Below are 17805 nucleotides of genomic sequence, written 5' to 3'. Positions count from 1 at the left end.
AAGGAATAATAAATGCAGGAGGAGATTTTTTATGGGTCACAATCACAATCACGCCGGCGGGTCCAATAAGAAGGTTTTATTGATCTCTTTTATCGTGATTACAGGTTATATGATAATAGAAGCTATAGGGGGATTTGTAACCAATAGTTTAGCGCTTTTGTCAGATGCCGGTCATATGCTGAGTGACTCAATCTCATTAATGGTTGCTCTGATTGCTTTTAAATTAGCCGAAAAAAAGGCAAGTCATAATAAGACATTCGGTTATAAACGATTTGAGATTCTCGCAGCTGTGATAAACGGTGTTGCCTTAATATTGATTTCCCTTTATATCATTTATGAAGCAATCAAACGTTTCTCTCATCCGCCGGAAGTGGCAACAACCGGCATGCTTATCATTAGTATCATCGGGTTAGCTGTGAATATATTGGTCGCTTGGATTATGCTGAACGGCGGAGATACAAAGAATAACCTGAACATAAGGGGAGCTTATTTACATGTAATAAGTGATATGCTCGGCTCTGTAGGTGCCATTCTGGCTGCGGTGCTTATCATCTTCTTCGGGTGGGGCTGGGCAGACCCATTGGCCAGTGTCATTGTAGCTGTTCTTGTTTTAAGAAGCGGTTTCCATGTGACGAAAGATTCCATTCACGTATTAATGGAAGGAACCCCGGAAAATATTGACGTGACTGACATCATCCATACGATTGAAGAGACAGAGGGCATTCAGCATATTCATGATTTACATATATGGTCCATCACAAGCGGGTTGAATGCTCTTTCCTGTCACGCTGTTGTTGACGATCAGCTGACCATTTCAGAAAGCGAAAGTATTTTACGCAAAATTGAACATGAGCTTGGAGATAAAGGCATTACGCATGTAACGATTCAAATGGAAACAGCAGCGCATAATCACGACAATGCAATCCTTTGTCAGGCAAAAATTGAGCAGACGGACGGCCACCATCATCATTAAAGGAGGAGATAGGGACTCACTTTGTCTCTCTGACAATTAAGATAAAACCGGAGGGGGATTCGGATGTACGACACGATAGTAATCGGAGCCGGTCAGGCAGGAATCTCAGCAGGATATTATCTAAAGAAGTCGAAACAAAAGTTTATCATTTTAGATAAAAGTCATGAAGTGGGAGAAAGCTGGAAAAACCGGTATGACTCATTGGTTTTATTTACTTCTCGAATGTACAGCTCTTTGCCTGGAATGCATCTTGAAGGAGACAAGCATGGGCTCCCTTCAAAAAATGAAATTGCTGCTTATCTGAAAAAATATGTTGAAAGATTTGAAATCCCGATCCAATTACGGACAGAAGTAATAAGTGTCCAAAAATTAAACAACTATTTCTTAATAAAAACAAACCGGGAAGATTATCAAACGAAGAATCTTGTGATGGCCGCAGGTCCTTTTCATACCCCTAACATTCCATCAATATCAAAGGATGTAGCCGGTCATATTCATCAATTACATTCTTCACAATATAAACATTCAAAACAACTGGCGCCTGGGAATGTACTGGTAGTCGGCGGCGGGAATAGCGGGGCTCAGATAGCTGTTGAATTATCCAAAGAAAGAGTTACATATTTGTCTTGCAGTAATAAACCGGTTTATTTCCCTTTATGGATTGGAAAAAGAAGCATCTTTTGGTGGTTTGATAAATTAGGAGTTTTACATGCAAGTCATACATCAATATTAGGCAAGTTCATTCAAAAGAAAGGCGACCCCATATTTGGGTATGAATTAAAACATGCAATAAGACAGAAGAAGATCATTTTAAAACAAAGAGTCATAGCCGGAAAGCAAAATGAAATCATTTTTAAAGATTCATCTTCATTAGAAGTAAACAATGTTATTTGGGCAACTGGTTTTAAGAATCCGCTTTGGTGGATGAAAATAGAAGGTGTTTTGGATAAGGAAGGCCGAATTATACATCACCGGGGTGTTTCAGCTGTGAAAGGATTGTACTTTATTGGTTTGCCTTGGCAGCATAGGCGAGGTTCAGCGCTGCTTCAAGGTGTAGGAAATGATGCTGAATACATTGTAAAACAAATGAACGGTGGATAGACTGAGGAGAGCAGTAACTTACGGGTTTACTGCTCTTTTTTGTATTGAATAAGTCCAGTTATGTGACTGTGTAAAGCCGAAAAAATCTTTTGACTTATTAAGTAAGAAGATCCCTGACTCACTGATTGTGCAACATTCTGACGTACTTCCCGAGCTAACTGCGCGGCACGTAAGGAAACCCGCCAAAAACGCTGTTTTAATCGGCTTGTTGAACAGAAAATACAATATCTCTTGGTTGTCGAAATGGTGAGTGCATACCCCGGGCAGATTCAAGTTTCCCGGCTGCAACAGTGTTACCAAGAGTTGCAGACCTTTGGTATTTTTTATGCAAACAGGTTTTGTGGCCGTTTCTGCTGTGGCACACTCTCATTACAAAAAGCATAGGATAATATCATAAAAATTTGAAATTGCGGGGATGAAAAATGTATTATATACCTTTTTCGCATCAATGTTATTATTGTGTGAATGTACCGATGTATAGCGATGGAAGATCTGTTTATTGGACTTATCCAAACGACATGGGGTATGCAGACCGAAATGATGATTTGCGATCTTCATACGAAGATAGAAACCTTCTCTTGAAAGATTACGGACCAAAACCATTTGTTGTGAATATCAATAAAGCCGCAAAACAAAATCACACGTTCCGTACTGCCTTATGGACAGGAAAACATTTTCAAATTACCTTGATGAGTATCGGCATTGGAGAAGATATCGGTTTGGAAATCCACCCCCACGTAGATCAATTCTTACGGATTGAGCAAGGCCGGGGAATCGTTAAAATGGGCAGGAGCAAGGAAAATTTAACTTTCCAAAGAAATGTCTATGATGACTTTGCCATTGTTGTACCTGCCGGCACTTGGCACAATGTGATTAATACGGGTAATACGCCGTTAAAACTATATTCAATTTATGCGCCTCCCAACCATCCATTTGGTACGGTTCATGCGACTAAGGCAGATGCAGAGGCTGCGGAAGGTTAGCGTAAAGTATGCTGCAGAGGTTTGACAAACTGGGATTACGCCTTTCTGGATGCCCAAGAGTACGGTAAATAAGGCCGATTTAATATGAATCGGCCTTATTTTTTGTTGGATTTAATTTCCTTAAATCGGTCTTTGATCGCTGCGGGCAATGTATCGGTTTTAACGGCCTCAAATTCTCCGGTATACCCCGGCACGAGTCCAATATGGCCTTCTTGATTAGGCTTTTCAGCAAAGAAAGAGATCCTCTTTTTTTGCTTCTTCATTCATTTGGCAAACGTTATTGATTTATTTGCGCAGTAACATATAATGGAAATGGTGGAATGTAATCTCGTTGAGAAGGAGATTGAGATGATCATTAAAATGACTTCGTTTCATATCAAAGACTTCAATAAACCAAATGAACCTCTGGTTGTTTTCGGGAGAATTATACCCGCACTTGAAAACAATGTTTGGACATATACTGAGGAACGATTTTCTAAGCCTTATGTTAAGAAATATGAAGATGACGAAATTGACGTCAGTTATGTTGAAGAAGAGGGGAAAGCAGTCTTTTTTTATTATGATGAAAATCACTGCATCGGCCGGATTAAAATACGTTCTAATTGGAATGGATATGCGCTGATAGAGGACATTGCGGTTGCAAAGGACTATCGAAACAATGGTATTGGAACGGCATTATTAAATAAAGGGATTGAATGGGCAAAGGAGAATGATTTTTGCGGTCTCATGCTTGAAACACAAGATATTAATGTATCAGCTTGTCATTTTTATGCTAAACACGGCTTTGTAATAGGCGCAGTTGATACTATGCTTTATTCCAACTTTTCAACGGCAAATGAGATCGCGATTTTTTGGTATTATCAATTTTAACTGCCGCTTAAGGGTGATGAGAGGTTAATTGTTTGGCATTGATTCCAAATTTATAATCTTGAAATAAATTTAGCGGCAGTTGGAGCAGACCCTTGCTCAATTTTTTATAAAAAGGAGTATAAAACGTTGCTGAAAAGGTTTTTTCTTGTTTTTCTTACGCTGATAATGTCTGTATTTGCTGTATTCGCGGCTGCTGAGGAGTCTCCCGGTGATCATGTCATTTCTTTTGACGAGCCTATGATTTTATTGATCTCACTCGGAATCATTTTATGTTTATTCATTCCCCCATTAGTGATGTCCTTTTTTGGCAGCTTGATTGTGAGAATCATATCCGGAGTTTATCAATGTTTTATCGTTCTCACGTTTGCGGGGCTCATTCCAATTGGATTTCTTATCCCTCATGGCTTTTTGACAATTCTTGCTGCCGTTCTGGGGACTTTGGTCAGTTTAGCGAGTGTTGCCGTGACCTTATTCATTGGAAGGAATAAGGATGTTAAAACAAAACACGGCTAGAAGGTCTGATCATGCATAAGTAAAAAAACAAGCATATTGTTACATGCTTGTTTTTTTCTTTGGAACATTTCAGTTATCACGAAGCTGTTTCTTTAGATTGGCATTATATGCTACAAGACATACAGCGCTGTAAAATGACAAAGCAACACCCAGTAATAAAACGATCCAACTAATAGGAACTGATAATTCAGCGGTCCGGCTGATATAAGCCAGAAATCCTGCAACTGATAACAGAACCAACAGAATAGGTGGATTTTTCAGCAAGTTATCACACTCCCAATTTATTTCAATCATAATATATCATACTTTTTACCTTGTTAACCATTATTTATAAAAAAACGAGGCGGAATATACTCATGCAGCCGGTAATAACAAGAGCATCAGAAAAGAAGGTATAATGGGCGGGAAGGGGTGCCAGTCAATGAAAATAACCAGAGAGACATTAGAAAATCAGCAAATTTGGATATATGGTGTGTTTCTTGTGATCGGAGGAATAGCGGGGATCGCCGGGAAGGATTCAGGACTCAGCTGGAGCTGGACGATATCACCGCTAATCGCTGTTCTCATGTATGCCATGTTTGCCCAAATCCCATTCTTGAAGCTGAGGGAAGCCATTTCAAACCTCAAGTTTATGGCGGCTTTACTGATTGGTAATTTCTTAGCTGTGCCTGTTGTTGTATGGGGTTTGACCGCCATTTTTCCTCAATCTCCTCCTATATTATTAGGAGTTTGTTTAGTATTGCTTACACCTTGCATTGATTACGTCATCGTCTTTACTCAGCTCGGGAAAGGTAATGAGAAATTAATACTGGCTTCCACGCCGGTTTTGTTCGTCGTTCAGATGGTATTGCTTCCGTTATACTTGTGGCTGTTTATCGGGAAAGAAGTCATAGGGGCTGTTCATGCCGGGCCGTTTCTGGAAGCATTCTTATGTTTAATAGCGGGACCGCTGCTGGCGGCAGTGATGACACAATTGTGGGCTGATAAGAAGCCGGCTGGAGAAAGGATGTTAGAGTGGACGGCCTGGCTGCCTGTTCCTTTTATGGCTCTCGTATTGCTGGCGGTCGTTGCCACACAAATCGGCAAGGTATACAGTGATTTTGAGGTCATTATACGCGTAATTCCGATTTATCTGTTATTCCTGCTCATGATGCCGTTTGTTTCCCGGTTTATCGCATATGCGTTCCGTCTGGATACAGGCGAAGGAAGAGCATTGATCTTCAGCACGGGCACAAGAAATTCTCTCGCAGTCCTTCCGTTAGCGCTGGCCTTGCCGGATGCTTGGGCCTCATTAGCCGCAGCTGTTATCGTCACACAGACGATTGTTGAACTGATAGGCGAATTGATTTATATCAAAGCGGTGCCCGGATGGCTGCTGAAATAAAAAATAATCTGCGCTGAAAAAAACATACCAATAAATATTGGTATGTTTTTTTGATGATTATAAAGTTGAAATATCAATGACGAAACGGTAGCGGACATCGCTTCGAAGAACCCGTTCGTATGCTTCGTCGACTTGATTGGCCGGAATCACTTCAATTTTAGGAGCAATGCCGTGCTCGGCGGCGAAATCAAGCATTTCCTGAGTCTGCGGAATACCGCCGACGAGTGAACCCGCGATGCTGCGGCGGCCCGTGATTAAGGAGAACACACTATATGAGTCCGGATCAGCAGGCGCTCCTACATTTACTAATGTACCGTCAATGCGTAGCAGGGATAAGTAGGCATCTACATCAAGGTTTGCGGATACCGTATTTAAAATGATATCAAAATGTCCGGCCAGCTCAGTGAATGTATCCGGATCGCTTGTCGCGAAGTAATGATCGGCTCCAAATTCAAGAGCTTCGTCTTTTTTGTTCATTGAGCGGCTGAGGACGGTGACCTCTGCGCCTAAAGCGTGCGCGAATTGAACGGCTAAGTGTCCGAGCCCTCCCATTCCGACAATCGCCACTTTTTTGCCGGGACCGGCATTCCAGTGTTTCAGCGGAGAATACGTGGTAATGCCCGCGCACAATAGCGGGCTGGCAGCATCCAAATCCAGCTGATCCGGAATCCGGACAACGAATCTGTCAGTGACAACTATTTTCTGGCTGTAGCCGCCGTACGTAGGATTTCCGTCGTAGTCCAGGTTATTGTAGGTCTGAACAACACCTTTTGTGCAATATTGTTCGTCTCCGTTAAGGCAGTATTCACATTCCCCGCAGGAGTCTACAAAACAGCCGACACCTACACGGTCGCCGACGGCAAATTTGGTGACTTCTTCACCCACGGCTTCCACAACTCCGGCAATTTCATGCCCGGGAACCATCGGAAAGATTCCGCCGCCCCATTCATCGAATGCGCTGTGGATGTCTGAGTGACAAATCCCGCTGTACTTAATATCAATCAGGATATCGTGCGGCCGTAATGCTCTTCTCTCAATCGTCGTCCGCTCAAATTTAGCTTTTGCATGCGGAGCGCTTAATACACGAGTCGGATGATTATTGCACATGGTTATCTTCCTTTCCAAGATAAAGTGATGAATCCTCTGTTCGGTTTTACTTTAAAGGTTAAAGCGAACTTTAAGTCAAGGGGTTTGGTTTATTTTTTTATGAAATGATATTCTATAATGGCACGCTTATGAAAGGGATGAAGGATGGGTGGTAAGAAGATGAAAATTGCGCAGGCTGCAAAGCAGGTTGAGTTATCAGCCGCGACGCTTAGGTATTATGAAAGTATAGGACTGATTCCTCCGGTAAAACGCGATGAAAGCGGCATCCGCGATTATGACGAAGATGATGTGAATTGGATTCAATTTATAAAATGCATGAGAAGTGCCGGGCTGTCGATTGAGGCGCTGATTGAATATACCGCTTTATTTATTGAAGGAGCCGATCATACGATTGAACCCCGAAAAAACATCCTTATAAATGAAAGGAAAAGGCTGACGGAGAAACAGAGGGAAATTGATGAAACTATAAAACGATTAAACAGGAAGATTGAGGATTACGAAGACATCCTCAAAAATGAAGCGAAACTTAAAAACAGATTGAAAGCTGAATGTATTTCTGAATGAAGAGTAGATGTCCCGGGCGCCGGGCCGCATGAAATGTACCAAGGGAAACGAACCTTGGTTTTTTTATTTTCTAAAGAGAGGAGACAAAACAGTTTTTCCTATCTTATCAATCTTTACTTATCCTTTTTTCAGCTTGACTTTTTTACTGCAGACTTTTAAAGTGTGAAATGTTGCTTAGACTGTGATTAGCGACTTTAATGCTGAAAAGAGGTGGTTTACCCAGATGAACAATAAAAAGAACCCTTGGGCGTTATTGCCTTTAGTCTTATTCGTAGGGCTTTTTGTCGGCTCTGGTCTGGTGACCGGAGATTTTTATAAATTGCCGATTCTGATTGCCGCGATTATTGCATCAGCTTTTGCGCTGCTATTTAACCGGAAGAAATCGCTCAATCAAAAAATAGAATGGTTTGCTTCCGGCGCGGGACATCCTGATATTATCATTATGGTTATGATTTTTATATTGGCAGGTGCCTTTGCTTCAGCGGCTGAAGCGATGGGAGCGGTGCATTCAACTGTCAATCTTGCTTTGAGCATTATTCCGCAGCAGTTTTTGCTGCCGGGGCTGTTTATCATTGCTTGTTTCATTTCTATATCGATGGGAACATCAATGGGTACGATTGCGGCGGTTGCGCCGATCAGCGCCGGTTTGAGCGGCGAGCTTGGCATCTCCAGCGCGATACCGATTGCGGCTGTGGTCGGCGGAGCTATGTTCGGAGATAATCTTTCTTTTATTTCAGATACGACCATTGCGGCAGTCCGGACGCAAAAAACACAAATGAGGGATAAATTCAAAACGAACTTTCTGATTGTTTTGCCCGCTGCCATTGTGACTGTTATTATCTTATTTTTTATTCCGGCAGGCCACGCCCTCCATACGGGTGCTGCATCTTACAGCTGGATTAAGGTGCTTCCTTATGTCGCCGTGTTAGTTTTTGCGTTAATCGGTATTAATGTGATGGCTGTCATATTCGGCGGATTGGTTTTGACGGGAATCATAGGGTTAGCGAGCGGCAGCCTGACGTTTGATTCTTATTTTAAGGCGATTACGGATGGAGTTGCCGGAATGAGCGATCTGATCATCCTGTCCATGCTGATCGGCGGAATGGTCGGCGTGATGAAACAAAATGGCGGAATCGACTTTTTACTGGAGTTCATCACGAAACGAATCCGTTCGAAAAAAGGCGCCGAAGCCGGCATTGCCGGACTGGTCAGCGTGACGAATCTGGCTGCTGCCAATAATACGATCTCGATTATCGCAGCCGGTCCGATTGCAAAGAATATCGCTGATGAATTTAAGATCGACAACAGAAAATCGGCAAGTATTCTGGATATCTTTTCGTGCATGGTGCAAGGTTTGATTCCTTACGGCGCGCAGCTGTTATCGGCCGGGAAATTCGGGAATATTTCCCCCGTCAGCATCCTGCCATACTCTTTCTACCCCGTTTTAATCGGAATTTGCGGCATCATCGCCATTATGTTTGGCCTGCCGAAATTCACAAGGAATACGAAATAAAAAAAGGCGCCGTTCGGCGCCTTTTTTCTTTCATCTCAGCCAAGCATGTTTCAAAAGCTGCACGCCCTGTGCGATCTGTTCAGTATCGAGGTGGGCGAAACCTAACTTTATGATCGGCGGTTCAGGCTTTCCGGCAACGAAATAAACGGAGGTAGGGTATACTTTCACTCCGTACTGAAGAGCGCGCTCAATTAACGTTTCTTCTGTACAGTTCAAGTGAACTCTCACCAATATATACAATCCGGACTGCTCGCCGATGACCGTCACATGATCGCCGAACTGCTGCTTGATATGTGAAGTCAAGTGCTGCATCTTACGCTTGTAGACAGTGCGCATGCGCTTAATATGGCGGGTCCATTCCCCGGTCTTCATCAATTCAGCCATGGTCAGCTGGTTAAGCGAAGAAGCGGTGCTTTCGAAATGAATGAAATGTTTTTTATACCGATGCAAAATGCGCTGCGGCAAAACCATATAGCTTATGCGGATGCCCGGAAGAAAGGATTTTGAGAAATTCCCTAAATAAATCACCCGGTCTGACTGAATGGAAGCAAGGGCGGGAAACGGCTGCTGCGTATAACGAAATTCACTGTCATAATCATCTTCAAGAATATATCCCTCTCTTTTATTCACCCAATTGATCAGAGTTTGGCGCTGCTGAATGGACATGCTTACGCCGTAAGGGCTGTGGTGGGAAGGAGTCACGTAGATTAATTTTTCTTTCATTGCATGCAATTGAGAAAAATCAGCTCCGTTTTCATAGACGGGTATCGTTTCAAGAGAAAGCCCGTGAAATTGAAAAGCCTCTCTGGCACCGTCGAAGCCCGGGTTTTCTACTATAACTCCGGAAAAATCTTCTTTCAGAATCCGGCTGAGATAAATCAGCATCTGCTGTGTGCTGCTGCCGATGATAACCGAATCCGCATCTGTTTTCACCCCGCGTGATTCCAAGAGATAAGCGGCAATTTGTTCACGCAAGTTTCTCTCGCCGAACGGTTCACCGTACAGAAAGCTTTTCTCTGATGTTAAAACTTGATTGTATAATTTTCTCCATGTTTTCAGAGGGAAATGCTTTTGATCGACGGCTCCTGCGCGAAAATCAATCAGGGCCGGCTGAGTTGATTCGGTGTTCTCTGCGTGAACAACATCGTTTTCTTGCTGAAATAAAGAGGGCTCTATTTCATTTGCAAAATATCCTTTGCGCGTTTCGCCGCGAATGTATCCCTCCGCGAAAAGCAGATCATAGGCCATCAGTGTCGTGTTGCGGCTTACCCGCAGGGAATCTGCCAGCTCCCGAATGGATGGCAGCCGCTCATTTGCCTGAATCGTTCCCTGCTCAATCAATGTCTTAAATTGCTCGTAAATTTGTTTGTATTTCGGGGTGTCGCTTTTGAAAGCAAAAATCATATTTTTCATCAGATGTTCTCCTCTGACATGTGCATTTATCCGAAACTGTACCTTTTTAAATGTCAGTTGATATTTTATTATAGCGGAAAGCGCTTTACCAATCCAGGTTCAGAGAGGAGAGTTTTTATGTATATTCCCGCTCCATTTCAGCTGAGTGAAGCTGAAGCGTGCAATGTTATTAAAGAGTATGGTTTCGCAGCACTGTTCTCAACGGCAGGAGGCATGCCGTATGCAACCCATCTGCCATTGACGATGAGCAAGGACAACGAATGCTTATACGGTCATTTTGCCTTGCCGAACCCCCAATGGAAAGAGATTGAAGGCCAAAGTGTATTAGCCGTTTTTCAAGGGCCTCATTGTTATATCTCACCCAAATGGTATGAGACGAATCGGGCTGTTCCTACATGGAATTATGTGGCGGTTCATGTATACGGGGAGGCAGAGCTTTTGGATGAGGAAGAAACCGTGCATTCGATGGGCGATCTCGTATTGAAATACGAAAGCCCCGACAGCCCCTACAAATTAGAGGATGTCGATGCGAAATTCCTGTCAGGCATGAACAAAGGGGTAAAAGGCTTTAAAATTAAAATCAGCAAAATAGAGGGGCAAGCGAAGCTGAGTCAAAATCATTCAGCTCAAAGACAGGAAATGGTCGTACAACAGCTCAAACAGATCCCGCACACAAACGAACAGCTCATTTCCGGCCTGATGGAAGAAAACATCAAGCGGATCACTGCAAAAAACTGATACGCATCTTAAAAACATACCGGCAGCATGCGGTATGTTTTTTTCTGATTATGAAGCTTTTCTCAGGATGAATAACGACTCAAACAGCAAATAAATCAACGGCGCCGATAAAACGAAGAAAGAACGGGAAATAGCATACGTTATGAGTAAATAAACGATAAGTTTCAATAGAATGGAAGACGTTTTATTCAATGTCCAGCGGTTCTTCAAGACATCAGTCATACATGCTGACAAAAGGCCGACCGTCAAATATCCGGCTGCTATGTACATATAAATAAAAAGGTAAAACGGATAAGAAGACAACGGCGGTGTGTCTTCTTGTGTCATTCTTAAACCAAAATAAAAGATCATTAAAAAGCAAACGGACGAAATCAGAGCCAGCAAAAGGTGTTTATATAAATACTTCTTCATGTGTTCACCTGCCTATAGCGCAATTATGTCTATCAATTATGACATGGTTTTACCGCTGCTGAAAGAATCGGCAGCTGAAAAAGACGGCAAATCCCGCCGTCTTTTTTATATCTTAAGATTTCTTAAGAACTTTCACCGCTTTTTCTTCAGGTTTTGAATGTAGAGTGTGTTTTATAAATTCAAAACAAATGGAGAGATTAAAGATGAAACGTCTGTTATTTTTATTTCAATATATTATGAATCCCAGATCTGTTGGCGCCGTTCTGCCCAGCTCGCGTTTTCTTGCTGAGAAGATGATGGGAAAAATTGATTTTCATAAAGCTGAATACATTGTTGAATACGGGCCCGGTACGGGAGTATTTACAAAAAAGCTGCTTGAAAAACGGCAACCCGGGACAATAATCTTATTGATAGAACAAAATGAAGAATTTTATGCTTTGCTGAAAGAACAATATAAAGATGAACAGAACCTATTCATTGTGCACGGATCAGCCGAACATATTGAGAGGCATATAAAAGAGCATGGAATCCCTTATGCCGACTATGTCGTTTCCGGACTTCCTTTTGCAAGCCTGCCAAAAAATGTTTCTGAAGATATTTTGACGGATACAGCTAAAATCTTAAGAAATCATGGAGAATTTATCACGTTCCAATATACTCAATATAAGAAGGCATTGATTGAGCAATTCTTTCCCAAAACAGAAGTAAGGAGAGAATTCAGGAATATTCCGCCGGCTTATGTTTTCAGCTGTTCATTGCCGCCAAAAACGAGGGAGGATTCATATGGGGACAAGCATTCTTATCGTGGATGATGACAAAGATATCCGAAATCTTATTTCTGTATATTTAGAAAATGAAGGAATAAGCACGCGCAAGGCGGAAGATGCTGCTGAAGCCTTGAAATTATTGGAGCAAAAGGAGTTTGACCTGATTATTTTGGATATTATGATGCCCAATATGGATGGGATTGAGGCATGCATGAAGATCAGACAAGAACGAAATCTGCCCATCATCATGCTGTCCGCCAAATCAGAAGATATGGATAAAATTCAAGGGCTGGCTTCCGGTGCAGATGACTATTTAACGAAACCGTTTAATCCGTTGGAATTGATCGCCAGAGTGAAATCTCAGCTGAGAAGGTATAAAAAATACAATACAGATGCGGTCAGCACGGCAAACGTTATTGAAATCGGTGATTTGACCGTTAATACGGATACAAGGCAGGTGTGGGTGCGGGGAGAAGAAGTCAGGCTCACTCCGAAAGAGTTTGATATTCTGGAGCTTCTTTCGAGAAACAAAGGAATTGTCATGAGTGTTGAAAAAATATATGAGGCGGTATGGAAGGAAGACTTTTTTAAGTCGGACAATACTGTAATGGTCCATATCACAAAGATCAGAGACAAGATAGAAGAGGATTCTAAACATCCGATTTATATCAAAACGGTATGGGGAACGGGATATAAAATATGAGGAAGTTTGGAAATAAGCTGATTGTCAGGCTTCTGGTCGCGATCGCTATTAGTTATCTTGTTGCATTCGGTGTATTGATTCTTGTTATATTATCTATTTCATATTTGGATAAAATATACCATTTGACAAATATGAGCGTAGGCGGCGCCTATTTTAAGATATTGCTTCAGTTTACTGCAGCTATTTTGACCTTTATTGTGGTTTTTTGGTTATTGATACGAAAAAAAATAGGATATTTGAAGCTCATTACTGAGAGTGTTCACCATATTGCCAATGGAAATTTGGGCTTGACCATTAGGATGGAGAGTAGGGATGAATTGACTCAGCTTGCACAACATATCAATTATATGTCTGAAGAATTAGAGAGTAAATTTGAACATGAAAGACAATTGGAACGAACGAAAAGTGAGCTGATCTCAAATGTATCGCACGATTTAAGAACCCCGTTAACATCGATTATCGGATATTTGGATCTGCTTAAAAAAGAACAATACAATAGTAAAGCACAATTTCAGGAATACCTTGAAACGATTTATTCAAAATCACAAAGACTGAAATATTTGATAGATGAACTGTTTGAATATACACATTTATCGAGTCCGGATGTTACTTTGAACCGAAGCAAAACAGACTTGTCTGCTTTATTGGAACAAATCGTCGGAGAGTACTTTCCTATGTTTGAAAAGGAACAATTAACTGTCCGAAAATCAATTACGGAAGAACATGTACCTGTATGTATTGATATAGAAAAGATGGTTCGCGTTTATGATAATCTTTTTATGAATGCGTTAAAGTACAGTATCAAACCTTCTGAATTCTTCATAAACCTTGAGCTGAAAGATGAAAAAGCGATTTTGCAAGTATCAAACAAGGCCGAAAATGTTCCGGCTGACGATATAAATCAATTGTTTGAACGGTTTTTCAGAGGGGATAAGGCCAGGACGGGTCATCATGGCACCGGGCTCGGACTTGCCATTTCAAAAAGAATTGTTGAGCTTCACAGCGGCCGTATTCATGCGGATTACAGCGGCGGCTGGCTTAGTTTTACTGTTGAACACCAGATTGATTAGAGCTTGCGGCACAAACATTCCATAAGCTTTTTTTAGAATAACTTAAGAATCCTTAAGAATTTTACCGGCTGTTTCTTCATTTTCTTTGCTTATGATGTGATGGAAAGCGAGGAGAGCGGTGAAATTGAAAAATAAAATTGTTTTATTATGTATATGGTTTTTAGGCATTTATTGTTTGAAGGAACTGGACTTGCTGTCATTTGATATGAATGATGTAACGGATTTTATATCAGGGCATGCGGAATACGCGATGCTGCTGTTTTTGGCTTTGTGGGTCGTCAGGCTTCTCTTTTTTATTCCCGGCATGACGCTGATGTTTTTGGGCGGAATATGCTTTGATCCGATGGTCAGCATTTTATTATCATTGGCCGGTCTGTTTATAAGCGAAACATTGGTTTATCTTTTTTCGAGGAAATTCGCCAGCGAAAAAACGACTCAATTACTGGAAGATAAATATCCTGATTTGAAAGTGTTATTGGAGGAGTACAATTATAAGTTTTTGGCATTGGGGATGCTTTGCCCGGCAGCTCCTACGGATGTGATTTGTTTTTTATCCGCTGCAGCCGGGTTAAAGTATTCTGTCTACATGTTAACTGTATTGCTTTCAAATATTCCTGTCATCGTATTGTCCAGCTTTGTTGTTATCAATTTCAGTGAGTCTTTTGCAGGCATTGCACTTATTATTGTTTCATTTATATTGATTACGGTCTTAACGGTGAGAATATGGAACCGCATGAAGCAAAATTTTTCATGAATCCGTATTTTTTGTTCGGAAGGATTTAAAGAAGAATACACCAAAAAAGCTGTCAGCTTGGTCCTGACGGCTTATTTTTGGTGAAAGGCTTATTTCTCCGTGGTGAAATAAAGCAATGCTATGACCGGAAAAGCGATTCCAATCCATAATGTGATACTCCACCCGCCTGAAGCGTATGCCCATCCTCCGATTGATGAACCTACAGCACCGCCTAGAAAGAAGATTGCCATGAATAAACCGTTTAATCGACTGCGAAATTCAGGCGCTAACGAAAAAATGGCACGCTGACTGAGTACGAGATTGGCAGATACACCCACATCTAACAGGATAGCTGCGGCCACCAGAACTGCTATTCCGACGGGGGAGCTGCTCTGAATCATGAGCGGGAGTAATAAAGAAACGATGACAGCACCGAGAGCGATTCCGGTGGCAAGCCGGGTCAGGCCGCGATCAGCCAGACGGCCGCCTATCGGTGCAGCGGCTGCACCCGCAATGCCCGCCAGTGCGTATAGCGCGATTGCCTTCTGAGAAAAATGAAAAGCAGGACCGGACAATAATAAAGGTACAGTCGTCCAGAACAAGCTGAAAGCTCCAAATACAAACGCATGATAAATGGCGCGGCGGCGTAAGACCGGAGTCGTGCGCAGCAGCTTCCACATTGAACCGAGTAAGACGGTATAGCGTGTGTTTGCTGTTGGTTTTCTGGCAGGAAGCACTTTTGCTAAGACGATGGCCAGGACAACACTTAACGCGGCGGAAAAAGCAAATATGGCATTCCACCCCCATATATCAGCGACCAGACTGGATATCGGGCGGGAAAGCATAATACCGAGCAATAGGCCGCTCATCACATTGCCGACAACCCGGCCGCGTGCGGCGTCCGGTGCAAGGTAGGATGCGAACGGAACAAGCACTTGGGCTGCGATCGATCCCAATCCGATGAAAAACGCAGCGGCTAAAAACAGTGTTCCATGCTTCACACATGCTGTCAGTGTCAAAGCGGCTGCGCTTAGAAGGAGCGATACCACGACAAGTTTTTTGTTTTCGATAATATCTCCCAAAGGGACGAGAAACAGTAAGCCGGCAACGTATCCGATCTGAGTCAGCGTGACAATCAATCCGGCACTGCTTGGAGAAAGCCCAATTGCCGTACTGATGAATCCTGCCAAGGGCTGTGCATAATAAAGATTAGCGACAATGATGCCGCATGCAGCTGCGAGAAGAAGGGTTAAACCAGTTGAGACCCCCTGATCTGCTTTTTGTTTGTTTAATGTAGCCATGTGAATGAACTCCTTTTTAATGAATTTATGATGCTGGATAAATATTTTGCTGATTCATCTCCTCTCCATAGATTTTTAATGATAAGGTTTTGCGGAGTGTTGAACATTTTATAAACTGAACGTTCAGTTTTATTTCTAAGTGAATGATATACTAAACGTTCAGTTTTGTAAATGGGTTTCTGTTTTATTTTTTTATCATGTTAAGTATACTGAACGTATCGTTTATATTTCGGGAAGGAATGATGTATGTGCAGAGTAAACGAGGGCGGCCGCGTGATGAAGGAACACATAAGGCGATTCTTTCTGCGGCCTATGACCTCTTGCTGGAAAAAGGCTTTGATGCGGTGACAGTCGATAAAATTGCAGAGCGCGCAAAAGTGAGTAAAGCAACGATTTATAAATGGTGGGCAAACAAAGCTGCCGTTATCATGGACAGCTTTCTTTCGACCGCTACGGAAAGACTGCCTGTGCCTGATACGGGATCAACAGTACACGATGTATCGATCCACGCCGCGAATTTAGCAAGGTTTTTGACAAGCCGGGAAGGAACCGTGATTAAGGAATTAATAGGTGCTGGGCAGCTGGATGCCAAATTGGCAGAAGAATATCGCACACGATTTTTCCGGCCCCGCCGCCTCCAAGCGAAAGGCCTTCTGGAAAAGGGAATTCAGAAAGGTGAATTGAGAGAGGATCTTGATATTGAAGTAAGTATTGATCTCATTTACGGACCGATTTTCTATCGGCTGCTTGTAACAGGGGACGAGGTCAATGATGCCTATGTGCATGATTTGGTGATGAATGCGTTTAAGGGAGTTCAAGCTACCTGAATAAAGCGGAAAATAATGAAAAGGCAGAACAAGGTTATTGTTCTGCCTTTTCTGCTTTATTAGAGAACCGCCGGGCGGCTGCCACGCACGCGATAACGCCGACATTCACCCCCGCAAGTCCTTATCCTCCTCATCCTCCTCATCCTCCTCATCCTACTCTTTCGTGCAGAATCACGGCTGCCAATAACAGCCCGAAGAAAGGCTGGAGAAGCTGCAGAGCTGATTCGCGAGGGTTTCGTTGCCTGGGCGCTGTAAAGGCAGTTCTCAGTTTGACATACTGAAGCTGCTGTCTCAGCAGCAAAACGATTTATAGGACGGGCAGGCGGAGCGCCGTATCAATATTTTGTAAATTAAACCGGACTTGTTCATCTGTGTTCCACGGATGATACCAGCCTTTTTCCATCATATAGCGTGAGATTTGCTCATGCATGTCGATGGCTTCTTCTAAGTGACGGGTGAGGATCGCTTTCACTTCAGGCGTTCCGGCTTCCGTCGCCGCCATCGCATAGTTTCTGACTCCGCTTTTTGCCGAATTCAATAAATCCATAGCGACAATTTGGTCTGTCAGTGCATCCATCCCCGTCAGGTATTCCATAATCGGATTCATTCGTTATTCATCTCCTATTCATGCTTTGCATCAGATAAAATCGAGGCAAACTCCTGCAATTGCCTTGTTGATGTATCCGTATCCTGCTGCATGATTTCTTTCAGCTGCGGATCGGATACGAGCGCTTTCATGGTTTTGGATTTCGTCAGACAAAGTGACTTAAAAGAAGCCATCTCCTGAATTTCGAGTAATTCATGTAAGGCGCTGGCCATTTCTGTAGCCTCCGT

General features: G+C 42.5%; 21 protein-coding genes and 1 pseudogene. 14 read left to right on the top strand and 8 right to left on the bottom strand.

Going from position 1 to position 17805, the window contains the following annotated elements:
• Positions 1–31: 31 nt before the first annotated feature.
• The 5 genes from Y79_RS0107570 (at position 32) to Y79_RS1000000121695 (ending at position 4440) form a co-directional block, all read left to right on the top strand.
• The gene (locus Y79_RS0107570) at positions 32–973 is read left to right on the top strand and encodes a cation diffusion facilitator family transporter (RefSeq protein ID WP_016937128.1); all 942 of its coding nucleotides are present in this window, start codon (positions 32–34) and stop codon (positions 971–973) included.
• 63 nt (positions 974–1036) lie between these two features.
• A complete protein-coding gene (locus Y79_RS0107565; protein ID WP_016937127.1) occupies positions 1037–2074 on the top strand; it encodes a flavin-containing monooxygenase in 1038 nt (345 codons plus the stop codon).
• Positions 2075–2496: 422 nt separating this feature from the next.
• A complete protein-coding gene (locus tag Y79_RS0107560) occupies positions 2497–3057 on the top strand; it encodes a cupin domain-containing protein (RefSeq protein ID WP_016937126.1) in 561 nt (186 codons plus the stop codon).
• 348 nt (positions 3058–3405) lie between these two features.
• The gene (gene satA / locus Y79_RS0107550) at positions 3406–3927 is read left to right on the top strand and encodes a streptothricin N-acetyltransferase SatA (protein WP_016937124.1); all 522 of its coding nucleotides are present in this window, start codon (positions 3406–3408) and stop codon (positions 3925–3927) included.
• A 126-nt stretch (positions 3928–4053) separates the two neighbouring features.
• Positions 4054–4440 (top strand): hypothetical protein, encoded by a 387-nt coding sequence (locus Y79_RS1000000121695; RefSeq protein WP_016937123.1) that lies wholly within the window; start codon positions 4054–4056, stop codon positions 4438–4440.
• 69 nt (positions 4441–4509) lie between these two features.
• Here the strand turns inward: Y79_RS1000000121695 and Y79_RS1000000120735 are convergent, their stop codons facing one another.
• On the bottom strand, positions 4510–4704 hold the full coding sequence (locus tag Y79_RS1000000120735; protein ID WP_081484454.1) for a hypothetical protein: 195 nt from the start codon (positions 4702–4704) through the stop codon (positions 4510–4512).
• Positions 4705–4861: 157 nt separating this feature from the next.
• On the opposite strand from Y79_RS1000000120735, the gene Y79_RS0107540 reads away from it, so the two are divergent.
• Positions 4862–5824 carry an arsenic resistance protein gene (locus Y79_RS0107540; protein ID WP_016937122.1) on the top strand — a complete coding sequence of 321 codons (963 nt, stop codon included), beginning with the start codon at positions 4862–4864 and terminating at the stop codon, positions 5822–5824.
• Positions 5825–5881: 57 nt separating this feature from the next.
• Here Y79_RS0107540 and Y79_RS0107535 read toward each other — a convergent pair whose 3' ends face one another.
• Positions 5882–6931, bottom strand: coding sequence for an NAD(P)-dependent alcohol dehydrogenase (locus tag Y79_RS0107535; RefSeq protein ID WP_016937121.1), 1050 nt, complete (start codon positions 6929–6931; stop codon positions 5882–5884).
• Between the two features lie 159 nt (positions 6932–7090).
• Between Y79_RS0107535 and Y79_RS0107530 the strand changes: the two genes are divergently transcribed.
• Positions 7091–7495, top strand: coding sequence for a MerR family transcriptional regulator (locus Y79_RS0107530; protein ID WP_016937120.1), 405 nt, complete (start codon positions 7091–7093; stop codon positions 7493–7495).
• Positions 7496–7718: 223 nt separating this feature from the next.
• Positions 7719–9008: a Na+/H+ antiporter NhaC family protein gene (locus tag Y79_RS0107525; RefSeq protein ID WP_016937119.1), complete on the top strand. Its 1290-nt coding sequence runs from the start codon at positions 7719–7721 to the stop codon at positions 9006–9008.
• 30 nt (positions 9009–9038) lie between these two features.
• Here Y79_RS0107525 and pdxR read toward each other — a convergent pair whose 3' ends face one another.
• On the bottom strand, positions 9039–10421 hold the full coding sequence (pdxR, locus tag Y79_RS0107520; RefSeq protein WP_016937118.1) for a MocR-like pyridoxine biosynthesis transcription factor PdxR: 1383 nt from the start codon (positions 10419–10421) through the stop codon (positions 9039–9041).
• Between the two features lie 117 nt (positions 10422–10538).
• On the opposite strand from pdxR, the gene Y79_RS0107515 reads away from it, so the two are divergent.
• Positions 10539–11159: an FMN-binding negative transcriptional regulator gene (locus Y79_RS0107515; RefSeq protein WP_016937117.1), complete on the top strand. Its 621-nt coding sequence runs from the start codon at positions 10539–10541 to the stop codon at positions 11157–11159.
• A 48-nt stretch (positions 11160–11207) separates the two neighbouring features.
• On the opposite strand, the gene Y79_RS0107510 is transcribed toward Y79_RS0107515, so the two are convergent.
• Entirely contained in the window at positions 11208–11570 is a 363-nt protein-coding gene (locus Y79_RS0107510; protein WP_016937116.1) for a hypothetical protein, read from the bottom strand.
• Positions 11571–11773: 203 nt separating this feature from the next.
• Between Y79_RS0107510 and Y79_RS0107500 the strand changes: the two genes are divergently transcribed.
• The 4 genes from Y79_RS0107500 (at position 11774) to Y79_RS0107485 (ending at position 14864) form a co-directional block, all read left to right on the top strand.
• Positions 11774–12382, top strand: a complete 609-nt coding sequence (locus Y79_RS0107500) for a class I SAM-dependent methyltransferase (protein WP_016937114.1) — start codon at positions 11774–11776, stop codon at positions 12380–12382.
• Positions 12354–13040: a response regulator transcription factor gene (locus Y79_RS0107495; protein ID WP_016937113.1), complete on the top strand. Its 687-nt coding sequence runs from the start codon at positions 12354–12356 to the stop codon at positions 13038–13040. The genes Y79_RS0107500 and Y79_RS0107495 overlap by 29 nt, the downstream gene beginning before the upstream one ends.
• Positions 13037–14110, top strand: coding sequence for a sensor histidine kinase (locus tag Y79_RS01000000120075; protein WP_032864797.1), 1074 nt, complete (start codon positions 13037–13039; stop codon positions 14108–14110). Before Y79_RS0107495 ends, Y79_RS01000000120075 begins: the two co-directional genes overlap by 4 nt.
• Positions 14111–14228: 118 nt before the next feature.
• On the top strand, positions 14229–14864 hold the full coding sequence (locus Y79_RS0107485) for a TVP38/TMEM64 family protein (RefSeq protein WP_420535150.1): 636 nt from the start codon (positions 14229–14231) through the stop codon (positions 14862–14864).
• 89 nt (positions 14865–14953) lie between these two features.
• On the opposite strand, the gene Y79_RS0107480 is transcribed toward Y79_RS0107485, so the two are convergent.
• Positions 14954–16144, bottom strand: a complete 1191-nt coding sequence (locus Y79_RS0107480; RefSeq protein WP_016937110.1) for an MFS transporter — start codon at positions 16142–16144, stop codon at positions 14954–14956.
• Positions 16145–16392: 248 nt separating this feature from the next.
• Between Y79_RS0107480 and Y79_RS0107475 the strand changes: the two genes are divergently transcribed.
• The gene (locus Y79_RS0107475) at positions 16393–16971 is read left to right on the top strand and encodes a TetR/AcrR family transcriptional regulator (protein ID WP_029575260.1); all 579 of its coding nucleotides are present in this window, start codon (positions 16393–16395) and stop codon (positions 16969–16971) included.
• Positions 16972–17005: 34 nt separating this feature from the next.
• Here Y79_RS0107475 and Y79_RS1000000120730 read toward each other — a convergent pair.
• From Y79_RS1000000120730 to Y79_RS0107465, 3 genes and pseudogenes are all read right to left on the bottom strand, one after another.
• A pseudogene (locus Y79_RS1000000120730) lies at positions 17006–17188 on the bottom strand (hypothetical protein); the annotation flags it as partial.
• A 90-nt stretch (positions 17189–17278) separates the two neighbouring features.
• The gene (locus Y79_RS0107470) at positions 17279–17578 is read right to left on the bottom strand and encodes a spore coat protein (RefSeq protein ID WP_016937108.1); all 300 of its coding nucleotides are present in this window, start codon (positions 17576–17578) and stop codon (positions 17279–17281) included.
• Positions 17579–17592: 14 nt separating this feature from the next.
• Positions 17593–17790 carry a hypothetical protein gene (locus Y79_RS0107465; RefSeq protein ID WP_016937107.1) on the bottom strand — a complete coding sequence of 66 codons (198 nt, stop codon included), beginning with the start codon at positions 17788–17790 and terminating at the stop codon, positions 17593–17595.
• Between the last annotated feature and the right edge of the window lie 15 nt (positions 17791–17805).

The organism is Bacillus siamensis KCTC 13613, from assembly GCF_000262045.1.
In the GTDB taxonomy this organism is placed as follows: domain Bacteria; phylum Bacillota; class Bacilli; order Bacillales; family Bacillaceae; genus Bacillus; species Bacillus siamensis.
The sequence above is the reverse complement of the archived record's forward strand: the minus strand, read 5'-3'. Positions and strand labels throughout refer to the sequence as shown.